The sequence below is a fragment of the Polaromonas sp. genome, from assembly GCF_041689105.1.
GTDB lineage: Bacteria > Pseudomonadota > Gammaproteobacteria > Burkholderiales > Burkholderiaceae_C > Polaromonas.
Genome location: NZ_JBDNGU010000021.1, coordinates 1 through 11,450, shown reverse-complemented (window position 1 = coordinate 11,450; position 11,450 = coordinate 1). Strand labels below are relative to the sequence as shown.

At 60.6% G+C, this 11,450-nt stretch carries 15 protein-coding genes; 7 read left to right on the top strand and 8 right to left on the bottom strand.

The genetic code is table 11. The features are described from left to right. The 3 genes from dctP to ACESMT_RS01920 form a co-directional block, all read left to right on the top strand. Positions 1-445, top strand: a 445-nt coding sequence (gene dctP, locus ACESMT_RS01930) for a TRAP transporter substrate-binding protein DctP (RefSeq protein ID WP_372824713.1), incomplete at its 5' end; no start/stop codon positions are given. A 42-nt stretch (positions 446-487) separates the two neighbouring features. Continuing rightward, entirely contained in the window at positions 488-1,024 is a 537-nt protein-coding gene (locus ACESMT_RS01925) for a TRAP transporter small permease (RefSeq protein WP_372824711.1), read from the top strand. After that, the gene (locus ACESMT_RS01920) at positions 1,021-2,298 is read left to right on the top strand and encodes a TRAP transporter large permease (RefSeq protein WP_372824709.1); all 1,278 of its coding nucleotides are present in this window, start codon (positions 1,021-1,023) and stop codon (positions 2,296-2,298) included. Before ACESMT_RS01925 ends, ACESMT_RS01920 begins: the two co-directional genes overlap by 4 nt. Positions 2,299-2,533: 235 nt before the next feature. On the opposite strand, the gene ACESMT_RS01915 is transcribed toward ACESMT_RS01920, so the two are convergent. Both ACESMT_RS01915 and ACESMT_RS01910 read right to left on the bottom strand, forming a co-directional pair. Then, a complete protein-coding gene (locus ACESMT_RS01915) occupies positions 2,534-3,214 on the bottom strand; it encodes a glutathione S-transferase family protein (protein ID WP_372824707.1) in 681 nt (226 codons plus the stop codon). After that, positions 3,211-3,642, bottom strand: coding sequence for a DoxX family protein (locus ACESMT_RS01910; RefSeq protein WP_372824705.1), 432 nt, complete (start codon positions 3,640-3,642; stop codon positions 3,211-3,213). Before ACESMT_RS01910 ends, ACESMT_RS01915 begins: the two co-directional genes overlap by 4 nt. An 82-nt stretch (positions 3,643-3,724) precedes the next feature. Between ACESMT_RS01910 and ACESMT_RS01905 the strand changes: the two genes are divergently transcribed. Continuing rightward, entirely contained in the window at positions 3,725-4,609 is an 885-nt protein-coding gene (locus tag ACESMT_RS01905) for a LysR family transcriptional regulator (protein WP_372824719.1), read from the top strand. A gap of 46 nt (positions 4,610-4,655) precedes the next feature. Here the strand turns inward: ACESMT_RS01905 and nth are convergent, their stop codons facing one another. The 5 genes from nth to ACESMT_RS01880 all read right to left on the bottom strand — a co-directional run bounded on the left by nth (position 4,656) and on the right by ACESMT_RS01880 (position 8,273). Then, positions 4,656-5,297: an endonuclease III gene (gene nth, locus ACESMT_RS01900; RefSeq protein ID WP_372824703.1), complete on the bottom strand. Its 642-nt coding sequence runs from the start codon at positions 5,295-5,297 to the stop codon at positions 4,656-4,658. Continuing rightward, positions 5,294-6,613, bottom strand: coding sequence for a type II toxin-antitoxin system HipA family toxin (locus ACESMT_RS01895; RefSeq protein WP_372824701.1), 1,320 nt, complete (start codon positions 6,611-6,613; stop codon positions 5,294-5,296). The genes nth and ACESMT_RS01895 overlap by 4 nt, the downstream gene beginning before the upstream one ends. 2 nt (positions 6,614-6,615) lie before the next feature. Then, positions 6,616-6,906, bottom strand: coding sequence for a helix-turn-helix domain-containing protein (locus ACESMT_RS01890; protein ID WP_372824699.1), 291 nt, complete (start codon positions 6,904-6,906; stop codon positions 6,616-6,618). An 84-nt stretch (positions 6,907-6,990) separates the two neighbouring features. Next, a complete protein-coding gene (locus tag ACESMT_RS01885; protein WP_372824697.1) occupies positions 6,991-7,521 on the bottom strand; it encodes an SRPBCC family protein in 531 nt (176 codons plus the stop codon). Further along, positions 7,518-8,273, bottom strand: coding sequence for a dienelactone hydrolase family protein (locus tag ACESMT_RS01880; RefSeq protein ID WP_372824695.1), 756 nt, complete (start codon positions 8,271-8,273; stop codon positions 7,518-7,520). Before ACESMT_RS01880 ends, ACESMT_RS01885 begins: the two co-directional genes overlap by 4 nt. A 162-nt stretch (positions 8,274-8,435) precedes the next feature. On the opposite strand from ACESMT_RS01880, the gene ACESMT_RS01875 reads away from it, so the two are divergent. The 3 genes from ACESMT_RS01875 (at position 8,436) to ACESMT_RS01865 (ending at position 10,947) form a co-directional block, all read left to right on the top strand. Then, entirely contained in the window at positions 8,436-9,623 is a 1,188-nt protein-coding gene (locus ACESMT_RS01875; protein ID WP_372824717.1) for a PLP-dependent aminotransferase family protein, read from the top strand. A 31-nt stretch (positions 9,624-9,654) separates the two neighbouring features. After that, positions 9,655-10,212, top strand: coding sequence for a chlorite dismutase family protein (locus ACESMT_RS01870; RefSeq protein WP_372824693.1), 558 nt, complete (start codon positions 9,655-9,657; stop codon positions 10,210-10,212). Positions 10,213-10,455: 243 nt separating this feature from the next. Beyond that, positions 10,456-10,947 carry a hypothetical protein gene (locus ACESMT_RS01865; RefSeq protein ID WP_372824691.1) on the top strand — a complete coding sequence of 164 codons (492 nt, stop codon included), beginning with the start codon at positions 10,456-10,458 and terminating at the stop codon, positions 10,945-10,947. A gap of 381 nt (positions 10,948-11,328) precedes the next feature. Here the strand turns inward: ACESMT_RS01865 and ACESMT_RS01860 are convergent. Beyond that, a partial coding sequence (locus ACESMT_RS01860) for a transposase (RefSeq protein ID WP_372824715.1) occupies positions 11,329-11,450 on the bottom strand: 122 nt, incomplete at its 5' end.

Genomic DNA, 11,450 nt, shown 5'->3' with positions numbered 1-11,450 from the left:
GCTAGGCGCCAACCCACAAAAAATGGCGTTTGCCGAGGTCTATCAGGCGCTGCAGACGGGCGTGGTCGACGGGCAGGAAAATACCTGGTCGAACATCTACTCGCAAAAATTCCATGAAGTGCAAAAAACCATCGCCGAGACCAACCATGGCCTGATCGACTACATGGTCGTGACCAACGCCAAGTGGTGGGACGGTCTGCCAGCCGATGTTCGCAAAGGCCTGTCAGAAGCCATGGTCGAAGCCACCGCGCACGCCAACAAGCTCGCCTCAGACATCAATGAAGCCGACCGCAAGAAGATCACCGACGCGGGCAAGGCCAAGATCCAGAAACTCTCGAAAGATGACGTTGCTGCATGGCGCAAAACCATGGAGCCGGTCTGGAAGAAATTCGAGGGCGACATTGGACGCGACCTGATTGACGGCGCACTCAAGGCCAATAAATAAAAAACAAAGGAAGGGCCTGCAGCGCAGGCCCTTTGTACATCTATGCGTTGGCTAGAACATTTGGAGGAAGGTCTGATCACCTTCCTCATGGCGGCGATGACGCTGGTCACTTTCATGCAGGTGATTGCGCGTTATGTCTTTAACTACAGCTTCGTCTGGGCGCTGGAGCTCACCGGTATCATGTTTGCCTGGCTGATTTTTGTGGGCATGTCCTACGGCGTGCGTGTCGGCGCGCATATCGGTGTCGATGCTGCGGTCAAGTTGCTGGGCAACCGCCCGGCCCGCGTGGTTGAGTCGATCGCCGCCTCGTTGTGCATTGCGTACGCCCTGATCGTCGCTTTCGGAAGTTACCAGTATGTCCACAAAATTTACACCGTGGGCATTCTGATGCAGGACATTCCTATCCAGAGCTGGATTCCCCGGATCATCCTGCCGCTCGGCTTCCTGCTGCTGGCATTCCGTTTTGCCCAGATCCTGTGGCGACTGGCCAGCGGCCAGGAAGCCCACCTGCTTGGCGATGAAGCCAAAGAAGCACTCAAGCTTAATGAAGAGCCGGTCGACGGCGAGGTGCGTCCATGACCATCGCCGCACTGTTCATCCTGCTCTTTGTCTTCATGGCGCTGGGCATGCCGATTGCAGTAGCGCTTGGCCTGTCGTCCATCCTGACCATCCTGGTGTTTGCACAAGACTCGCTGGCTTCGCTCACGCTCAAGCTGTTCGAGACCTCCGAGCTCTACACCTTGCTGGCCATTCCGTTTTTCATTCTGGGTGGCTCTTTCATGACCACCGGCGGCGTTGCCCGGCGCATGATCCGTTTCGCCAATGCCTGCATCGGGCACTTTCGCGGTGGCCTGGCCATGGCGTCGGTTCTGGCATGCATGCTGTTTGCAGCGGTATCGGGTTCGTCGCCAGCCACCGTGGTCGCGGTCGGTGCGATCGTGATCGCCGGCATGGTCAAGGCGGGCTACCCCAAGCAGTTTGCTGCGGGGGTGATCTGCAACGCCGGTACGCTCGGCATTCTGATTCCACCTTCCATCGTGATGGTGGTCTATGGCGCTGCCACGGAGACTTCGGTCGGCAAGCTCTTCATGGCCGGCGTCATTCCGGGCCTGCTGCTCGGCCTGATGCTGATGGTGGCCATCTACGTGCGGGCCCGCATGCTGGACCTGCCGCGCCAGCCGCGCGCGCCCCTGGGCGAGATCCTGAAAGCTGGCCGCGACTCGCTCTGGGGCCTGCTGCTGATCGTCATCATTCTGGGTGGCATCTACGGCGGCATCTTCACGCCGACCGAAGCCGCAGCCGTGGCGGCCATCTACGCCTTCTTCATTGCCGTGTTCGTCTACCGCGACATCGGCATGAAACAGGTGCCCAAGGTGCTGCTGGATTCCGGCAAGGTCACCATCATGCTGCTGTTCATTGTGGCCAATGCGCTGCTGTTTGCGCATGTGCTGACGACAGAGCGTATTCCGCAGACGATTGCCGAAACCATCATCGGCTGGGGCATGCCGGCCTGGCAGTTCCTCGTCGTGGTCAACATCCTGCTGCTGATCGCCGGCATGTTCATGGAGCCAACCGGCATCATCCTGATCATGGCGCCCATCCTGTTTCCCATCGCCACGCGGCTGGGCATCGACCCGGTTCACCTGGGCATCATCATGGTGGTGAACCTTGAGATCGGCATGGTGACACCGCCGGTGGGGCTGAACCTGTTTGTCACGGCGGGTATCACCAAGATGTCCATCCTGGGCGTAGCACGCGCGGCCTTGCCGTGGACGATGGTGCTGCTGCTTTTCCTGATGATCATCACCTACGTGCCTGCTGTCACGATGTTTTTGCCTAACCTGCTGTTTTGAGCCGCGCCGGACCTCCCGGTGAACCATTGAGCGCCGCCCCCCGTGGGCGGCGTTTTTCATGGAGGTTAAATGTCAAATCGGCTTACAGCCCACGTGGGATATGCGCAGTCAGCTATAAAAGAAGGAGTGAATCTTCTGGATGTGTCATTCCGTAATCGAGGCGCCCGCAATGGCCAACTGGCCTCAGCCCGGCTGCGGTTTTGTCGGCGTGTAGTCGCAATACGGCGCCCCCGACTCAGACCACAGCGGTGCTGCGGGCGATACGCCTGGAGAGCGCGCCATCTCTGCGTTCCAGGAACGACTTGAGCCGCACCGGATAGTCGGCAGGTGCGGCTGCGGCCACCGAAGGCCGCTTTGCCAATGCGGCACGCCAGCGTTGCGCACGAGGCAAGTTCTGACACAAGCCGAAGTCGTCGATGGCTTCAAAGACATCAAAGTAGCGGAACACGGGGCCGAACACTGCATCAACGACGCTGAAGGCCGTGCCGGCAAAGTACGGCCCGTCACCAAGCGCTGCTTCCAGCTGCTCGATGCGCGCCCGAATCTCAACGGCTCGTGCCGCAAGTGCTGCGTCGTCTGCCGCGTTGTAGAACGCCGCAATCGTGTTTAAAAGCGAGGAACCAAACTCCATCCAGGCGCGGTGGCGAGCGCGCTGCAGAGCGCCCAGCGGATGCAGTCGTGGCAGCGCCGTCTCCTCCAGATACTCGCAAATCACTGCCGACTCGAAGATCGCATCGTCGCCGACCAGCAGCACCGGCGTCTTGCCGAGCGGCGAGACCGCTCTAAACCATTCGGGTTTGTTGGCGAGGTCGATGTCGCGGCGCTCGAAGGCCACACCCTTTTCGGCCAGCACGATGGCCGCGCGCTGCACATAGGGGCACAGGACGTGCGAGACCAGCACTAACGGGCCGCTCATTTTGCAACTCGAAGTTGCGGCACCCAGAGCGGGCTGCGCTTGATCGCTGCGGCGCCGTCGCCGAGCAACCACAGCGCAATCGATGTCGCGATGAGAAACACCGGATATTCCCAGCCGCCGCCCGGGCTGGTGTGCACCCAGCCATTGGGCACATGCACTGACACTGCCACGGCCATCACGGGAACCAGGGCCAGAGCCACCTGACGAGCGTAGATGCCGAAGAGCAGCGCCAGGCCACCGCACAGTTCGGCGGCAAAGACGGGGTAAGCCAGCTGTCCGGGAAAGCCGATGCTTTCAAAGTACTGGGCGGTGCCGGGCAGCGTGAAGACGAAGAGCTTGAGCAGCGCGTGGGCGATCCACATCACGCCCAGGCTGACGCGCAGTACGGCGATCCCGAGATCGGTGGAAGGGGGAAGAGAAGCGTTCATGAGTGAACTCCTTTGAAGTGAGAAACGATGCCTGTACTTTAGGATTGCATTCATGAATTGAAAATAGGCGAAAATGCACACCATGATTGCGCAAACGCAATATCAATTGAACGCTTCAGACCTGCAGATCGTGTTGTCGCTGGCAAGGGCAGGCACGCTGGCGGCGGCTGGTGAGCGCGTGGGCCTTGACGCTTCGACGGTTTTTCGGTCCCTTCAGCGGCTCGAACGTGGCCTGGGCCGCACCCTTTTCGAGCGCTCGCGTGCCGGCTATCGCCCCACTGATCTGGCGCAGTTGCTGATCGAGCAAGCCGAGCAGATCGAGGCGGCGATCGAGGCAGCCCGTTCGGCCACGGCGATGCAGTTGTCTCAAGTGTCCGGCACCGTGCGCCTCACCACCACCGACACCGTCCTGCACGGCCTGGTGGCGCCTGCGCTGAAGCTGCTCAAGGCGGAGCATCCGCTGATTGACTATGAGCTGCACACCGGCAACGAACTGGCCAGCCTGACCCGCCGCGATGCGGACATCGCAGTACGGGCCACCAGGAAGCCACCGCTACATCTGGTTGGCAAGCAGCTCGGACCGGTCCGCGTAGCCTTGTTCGCCGCGAAAAAGGGCGCCGTACGGACCTACGCCGCTGTGCAGGCGGGCAATGCGAGCTGGATAGCCCCGGACGACGCGCTGCCTGAGCACCCTTCGGTCATCTGGCGCAAGCGCCAATTCCCGAAGGTGGCGCCGCAGTACCGCGTCAACAGCATCCTGTCGGTCATGGAGCTGGTGGCGCTGGGGCTTGGCGTCGGCATCGTGCCCTTGTTCCTGGCGCGCGATCGGCGGGATCTTGTGCAGCTCACTGAGCCGCTGGATGAGTGTGAGACCGACCTGTGGCTATTGACGCATCCTGAGTCGCGCCACTTGCGCCGGGTGTCATCCGTCTATTCGCATCTGGCGCAGTCCATCGTGCTGCCGTGAGGCCTGAACGACGACGGGCGGTCCCCGGACGTCGTCATCCCGGAGCCTACTCAGGCAGCGGCGTCTTAGGCGTGAAGTCGCACCACGGTGCCACCGCGCATTGCCAGCACATGGGCTTGCGCGCCACGCACACATAACGCCCGTGCAGGATCAGCCAGTGGTGCGCGTCCACCAGGTACTCGGGCGGGATACGCTTGAGCAGTTTCAGCTCGACTTCCAGCGGCGTCTTGCCCGGCGCCAGCCCGGTGCGGTTGCCGAGGCGGAAGATGTGTGTGTCCACCGCCATCGTTGCTTCGCCAAAGGCCGAGTTGAGCACCACGTTGGCGGTCTTGCGGCCCACGCCGGGCAGCGCCTCCAGCGCCTCGCGGCTGCGCGGCACCACGCTGTTGTGCTGCTCGACCAGCATGCGGCAGGCTTCCATCAAGTGTTTGGCTTTGCTGCGGTACAGGCCAATGGTCTTGATGTAACCCTCCAGCCCTTCAATGCCCAGGTCCAGGATCTTTTGCGGCGTGTTGGCCACCGGAAAGAGCTTGCGTGTGGCCTTGTTCACGCTCACGTCGGTCGCCTGCGCGCTCAGCAGCACAGCGGCCAGCAGCTCGAACACGCTGGTGTATTCCAGTTCGGTCACCGGCATGGGGTTGGCGGCTTTGAGGGTGGCGAAGAAGGGGGCGATGTCGGCGGTTTTCATGGAAGCTCTGCAATAAATTGTTGAGCCTGCGCCAGCATGCCGGTGCGTATGGGGTTGAAAACCCGTTGCGGAAAACCGGCTGGCAATTGCGCCGCCACCCGCTCCAGCGCATCAGGCACCAGCAGCACCAGTGCCACCATGTGGTCAAACGCATCGGGAACACCGCTTTGCTGCGCCAGCAGTTGCCAGTGGCGGGTGCGGATCTCATGCAGGTGGTAGTGGGTGTTTTTGCTCCGCAGGGCCATGGCCAGTTTGGCACGGCGCGGGTGTACCTGATTGGGCCCCGTGCCCATGATGGGCCAGACCGACAGCACGTCATACAGCGGCGTCATGCGGTAGCCGCCCCCGCGCTCCAGAAAGATCGAGAAGTTCTTGGCATGGCCGTCGGTGGCAGCCATGAGCCAGAAGGCGAGCTGGGCCAGGGCAAAGCGCAAGCTGTCATCACGCGGGTTGTTTCCACCTGCAAGCAGTGCCAGGCCAGCGCGTATGCCCGGCCCGCCATCACACTCGTATTTGAGCTCGCCCGGCTGTCCGCTCGCCTGGCAGAAATCTTCCTGCGGAAGGCGGGCTATCCAGCGATTCCCTTCGGTCCAGCGTCTGTCAAAACGCTCAACAATCAGCACTTTCTGCTTGCCGAACTGTCCTATTTCAGTGGGTGCCACTGCAAAACCCATTGCGGCCAGCAGTGTGGCACAAAGCCACTCGTTTTCCACTGAATCCGACATGTCGGCGCGAATGTTGCCCACCAGCCCGAGCGGTAGTTTGAAAATATGCGTGGTGGGGGTTGCACCTTCCGGAAGGTGCCAGTGTTGCCCGACGCGCAAGAAGGCAGTTTTTTCCTGTGCACCGGCGATAGAGATGCGAAAGGCGTCCGGCAGAAAAGATTCAGCCGCATCGTCGTTGGTCACGTCACGCAACAGGGCCTCTACCTGGTGGTCGGTCAGGGGCGTGCTGTCAATGCGGTCATGCGGTGGAGGCGGCTCACCAGCGGGCATCAATTGAACGGCGCCGACGCAGTCACGCCCGATGGCCGCCAGCAGGTCGGCAGCGCGGGTTGATGGGGTGCCGAAACGGCGCCTCAGCCGGTCCCTGATGTGTTTGCTGTCAGGCAGCAGGTTGTCAAAGTAGTGTTCTACGCTGGCGCCCATCACATCGCCGCCCCCCGCAGGCAAGGGAAGCGAGACTGAGAGCGGGCGTGCATTGGGCGATTGCCGCCAGGCGTCGTCATACCGCAGGCCGGGTGTTCCGGTGCGCGTCCAGAACCAGACGCCTACACGCTGGCCGTTCATCCATATGTCGAGGTCAGCAAACGCCATGGTTACCAATCTGCCGGTGGTTCGCCAGCCTTGGCTGCAGGTGAGGGGGCTGCATCGGCGTAGCGCTGGGTGTCTGCCAGCAGCAGACGCGCGTCCAACGCATGCAAGACCTGCAGCAACTGGTCCAGGCTGACGGCACCAGGATTCTTCTCGATGTCGGCGATGCGCACCTGTTTGACGCCGACGCGTTCACCCAGCGCCGTCTGCGTCATGCCACGTGCCTTGCGGAGTGACTTCAGGTGCACCGACAGTTGTGCGGGTGTTTGAATGGCGAAGGTCTGCTGTGAGTTCATAAATATCACCTTTTAACGATATATACACTTTATCGTTTAAATGCGATATTGTCAATATATCGTTTTAAGACGATTATTATCAACTCACACTAACGGTCCTGCCGGTGGCTCATGCGAAGGCCGTGACCCGGACTTGCCAACCGACAGCAGCCAGCGCAACACCCGCACGCGCGCCGGCCAGGGCACCACCAGGGGCTTGTTGCCCACGGCACGCTGCGCCTGCGCAAGCGCGTCTTCTACCAAGGCGTTGTGCAGGTGGCGAAGCGCCAGCTCCCAGATCAGGGTGGCGCGGCCCTGGGTCTCCATTTCAATGCGGTGTTCCAGCACGCAGTCTTCTTCGGCGGCGCCCAGCACGACAAAGCTGTGCCAGCCCCTGAAGCCCTTGGGCTCAGTGAACTGAAAACGCACCGACTCACCCGGCGTGTAGGCTGTCACAAAGTAGCGAATGGGCCCGTGCCCGCCCGTCGCGCCTATCGCCAGCGGCCGGTCCAGCTTCATGCGCGGCCAGTCGGGTGGCCACAGCCTGTCGGCCTGCGAGCCCAGCGAATCAAACAACATCGCCACCTGTGCCGGCGTGGCCTCCAGCCGCCGCTGGTGGACGTTCACGATATTCATGCATCACCCCTGGCGTTGTTGAGTTGCAGCGTGCGCCTGAATAAATCAAACAGCCGCTCCCAATGCCTTTCGGCAGCCGCCTGGTTGTAAATACCTTCGCGCCGGGGGAAGACAAAGCCGTGCTCGGTGCCCGCGTACCACTCAATACGGTGTGGTGTGCCACCGGCCACCAGCGCCTCTTGCAGCGTTTGCACAATCTCGGCCGGTGCCCAGCGGTCGGTCTCGGCGCAGGCAAAGTAGCTTTCGCGGGTGATCAAGGGTGCCATCAGGTGTGGGGAATCGTCGCGGTCGGTCACCAGATGGGCACCGTGAATACTGGCAATGCTGCTGATGCGCTTGGGCAGGGCAGCGGCGGCTGCCATCACAAACGGGCCGCTCATGCAGTAACCCACCGCACTCACGCGGCTGGCGTCGGCCTGCGGCTGGCCGTCTATGAAAGCCAGCAGGGCCTCTGTGTCGCGCACCACCATCGCGTTGGTGAGCGAGTGCATGTGTTCAAACATGGTTGCCATCAGCGCCTCGGTGCGTTCGGTCAGCCAGAAGTCGCGCGAGCGCCGGTAATACAGGTTGGGCAGCACCACGTAGTAGCCCACCGCCGCAATACGCCGCGCCATGTCGTGCAGCTCTTCGCGCTTGCCCGGCGCATCCATATAAAACAGCACCACCGGGTGCGGCCCGCCTTCTTCAGGGTAAACCACAAAACTGTTCATCGCGCCGTCGGCGCCGGGGATGTCCATGTGTTTTTCGATCATGCGTGCGCCTAAAAAGTAAACCAGCCAACCCCTGCCGTCAGGAACCGTCGCAAGCACAAACCCGCAAAACGGCGTGCCGAGCCCATGGATTTTGCCCGTTACGCAGGAAAGCCGGGCGCAAATTGGCGACAATGCTCAGCAGAAAGAGAGACCGCCATGCCCCTGCCATTTGCCGACCGCCTCAACAACGTCGAAACCTCCGCCATCCGTGAGCTGTTCAAGCTGCTCGGCAAGCCCGGCATCATCAGCTTTGCCGGCGGCTTTCCTGACAGCGCCATGTTCGACGTCGAAGGCATCAAAGAGGCCGCCAACAAGGCGCTGACGGATGAGCCCGGCGCCGCGCTGCAGTACGGTGCAACCGAGGGCTACAACCCGCTGCGCGAGCAGCTCGCCGCCTTCATGGGCAGCAAGGGCGTCGATGTGGCGCCCGAAGGCCTGATCGTCACCACCGGCAGCCAGCAGGGGCTTGATTTGCTCGGCAAAACCATGATCGGTCCCGGCGACAAGGTGATCGTCGAAGGCCCGACCTTTCTGGCCACCATCCAGTGCTTTCGGCTGTATGGCGCAGAACTCATCAGCGCGCCCATCGACGAAAACGGCGTCAAGACCGACGAGCTGGAAAAGCTGATGGCTGAGCACAAGCCCAAGTTCGTCTACCTGATTCCCACCTTTGGCAACCCCAGCGGCGCCTTGCTGAGCCTGGACCGCCGCAAAAAAGTGCTTGACCTCGCCGTCAAATACAACACCCTGATCGTTGAGGACGACCCGTATGGCGACCTGTACTTCAACGAAGCGCCGCCTCCGTCCATCCTGGCCCTGAGCAAAGACGTGCCCGGCAGCCGCGAGCTGATCGCCCACTGCGGCAGCATGAGCAAAGTGCTGAGCCCCGGCCTGCGCGTGGGCTGGATGATTGGCCCCGCCGAGCTGCTGGCCAAGGCCACCATGTGCAAACAGTTCAGCGACGCCCACACCAGCACCTTTGCCCAGGCGACCGCCGCGCAATACCTCAAGTCAGGCCGCATGCCCGCCACCCTCGATAACGTGCGGAAGGTCTATGGCGAGCGCGCGATTGCCATGGGCCAGGCGCTCAAGCGCGAGCTGGGTGACGCGGTGGAATTCACGCAACCGCAAGGCGGCCTGTTCTTCTGGGCGCGGCTCACGGGTGCAGGCGGCAAAACCAAAGACGCCGGCGAGTTTGCAAAGAGGGCGATTGAGCAGGGCGTGGCCTTTGTGCCGGGGGCGCCGTTTTATGCGGGGAATCCGGATATGGCTACGTTCAGGCTTAGTTTTGCGACTGCGGATGTCGCGAAGATCGAACAAGGCATTGGGCGCTTGAAACTGGCACTGTAGTTGCAGGCCGCATGCATGGAAAGGTGGACACATGACTTCACGGCTATTTTCATTTGCAGGCGGGGATACCGGCCCATGGCGCGTCACCAGCGCGCGGGCGGTGGTGGGTGGGCCTCTTGCGCGGACCGCACGGGTCATGGTTCTGCCCGACCTGGTGGCTGAAACCGGATCAACATCGGGCTGGGTGCTCAGAGGTATCACCAGCAACGAGCGTTATGTGCTGCGCAGCGAAAAAACCCAATTGCTGGCCAAGCAACAAGACCCGGGCCGACCGGAGGCCACTTGCGCCGCACTCATCCCCATCCGCAAAAGCCCGGCCTGGTGGGCGCTGACGCAGGACGAGCGACGGGCCATTTTTGAAGAGCAGTCGCACCATACGCAGATTGGCCTGCAATACCTGCCCTCCGTCGCCAGAAGGCTGCACCACTGCCGCGACCTGTCAGACAGTGAGCCCTTTGACTTTTTGACCTGGTTCGAGTTTGCGCCCGAGCATGAAGACAGCTTCAACGACATACTGGATGAACTGCGCGCCTCGCCGGAGTGGGCGTATGTGGAGCGGGAGACGGATATTCGCCTGGTTCGGGACTGAGTGATCCCGCCCGTTCATTCGGAAGACGGCTTGTTCTTATGGGCCGGGCTCGCGGGGAGGGCGGCCAAACAGGTTCCACGCCAAAGGGCGAGGCGTCGTGCGGCTTGGAGGCTACATTCGTAATCGCAACCTTGGATAGCCCTCCATTTGGGGGATGACCGAACGCGCCTGGAGCCTTATCATCCATGTCAAGAGAGGCTGTGATCTCTCCATGAGATCAACGTGACAAGAAGCAGGGGAGCCATGACCGAACATCTGACCGAGCCTTTCACAAGACCGGTGGCCGCGTACAGCCAAGGGGCCGACCAGGCCTGGCTGGCGCCGCCAAAATTGCACTGGGGCTTGATGCTTCTCTTCACGGTGCTGACGCTTGGCTTGTTTTTGCTTGTCTGGATGTTCATCCAATCCAGCTGGGCTCGAAAAATCGATCCCGAGTCCAACGCAGCCACCCTGTTCATCGCATACCTCGTTCTCTTCATTCCCAGTCAGCTACTGACCGAAGGTTCCGGCGCCGGGCTCAAGGGTCTGGGCGCGTTGCTGATGCTCGTCTCCTATGTCGTCTTTTATGTCGGCGAATATTCAATCCGCAGGTCCATGCTGAACCACTACAACAAGGTGGAACCCATATCCCTCGAGATGTCGGGGGCGATGGTCTTCTTCTTCAGTTCTTTTTACCTGCGGTACCACATGACCCGTATCGCGAAACGGAAAATGACTGGGGTGCTGGATTTGTAATTATCAATCGTTGCCGTTGTCATCGGTGGCATCCAATTGCGTCCCCTGATTGTGATTGGGAGGTCTCTGTCGCCCAAATTGATGAGAGGTAGCGGGAATTCTTGCGATAGATGCAAGCAGATATGTGGAAAAGTCCAAGGCGCAGTTTAATTGTTAGCGCCTAGTGTTCTATTGGAATTCGGGCGGACAGTAATAGATCTCCCGATACTTGTGATCGCTTAGTCGCCAAACCTAATCTTTACCAAATTCAGTTCATGGGAATAAAAATGAATATCGATGTCCTTTCAAATCTCGTTCAGAATTCCGATTTTTCTTCTTTTAGAACGATTGCAACAAAATTTTTACATTCGGCTCTTCGTTAATTTCACTGTGATTTTTTCCTCACGCCCAACCCAAATCCAACTTACCGCAATGAAACAGAATTCTTGCCCGGTAGTTGGTGAAGCTGCGAAACCCACGGGCATTGGCCTTGATGAGTTGGATGGCGCTGTTGAATCCTTCAG

Excerpts from the sequence above, each read along its gene's own strand:
- ACESMT_RS01925 (WP_372824711.1), top strand. The coding sequence starts at position 488 with ATGCGTTGGCTAGAACATTTGGAGGAAGGTCTGATCACCTTCCTCATG.
- ACESMT_RS01920 (WP_372824709.1), top strand. The coding sequence starts at position 1,021 with ATGACCATCGCCGCACTGTTCATCCTGCTCTTTGTCTTCATGGCGCTG.
- ACESMT_RS01915 (WP_372824707.1), bottom strand. The coding sequence starts at position 3,214 with ATGAGCGGCCCGTTAGTGCTGGTCTCGCACGTCCTGTGCCCCTATGTG.
- ACESMT_RS01910 (WP_372824705.1), bottom strand. The coding sequence starts at position 3,642 with ATGAACGCTTCTCTTCCCCCTTCCACCGATCTCGGGATCGCCGTACTG.
- ACESMT_RS01905 (WP_372824719.1), top strand. The coding sequence starts at position 3,725 with ATGATTGCGCAAACGCAATATCAATTGAACGCTTCAGACCTGCAGATC.
- nth (WP_372824703.1), bottom strand. The coding sequence starts at position 5,297 with ATGAAAACCGCCGACATCGCCCCCTTCTTCGCCACCCTCAAAGCCGCC.
- ACESMT_RS01895 (WP_372824701.1), bottom strand. The coding sequence starts at position 6,613 with ATGGCGTTTGCTGACCTCGACATATGGATGAACGGCCAGCGTGTAGGC.
- ACESMT_RS01890 (WP_372824699.1), bottom strand. The coding sequence starts at position 6,906 with ATGAACTCACAGCAGACCTTCGCCATTCAAACACCCGCACAACTGTCG.
- ACESMT_RS01885 (WP_372824697.1), bottom strand. The coding sequence starts at position 7,521 with ATGAATATCGTGAACGTCCACCAGCGGCGGCTGGAGGCCACGCCGGCA.
- ACESMT_RS01880 (WP_372824695.1), bottom strand. The coding sequence starts at position 8,273 with ATGATCGAAAAACACATGGACATCCCCGGCGCCGACGGCGCGATGAAC.
- ACESMT_RS01870 (WP_372824693.1), top strand. The coding sequence starts at position 9,655 with ATGACTTCACGGCTATTTTCATTTGCAGGCGGGGATACCGGCCCATGG.
- ACESMT_RS01865 (WP_372824691.1), top strand. The coding sequence starts at position 10,456 with ATGACCGAACATCTGACCGAGCCTTTCACAAGACCGGTGGCCGCGTAC.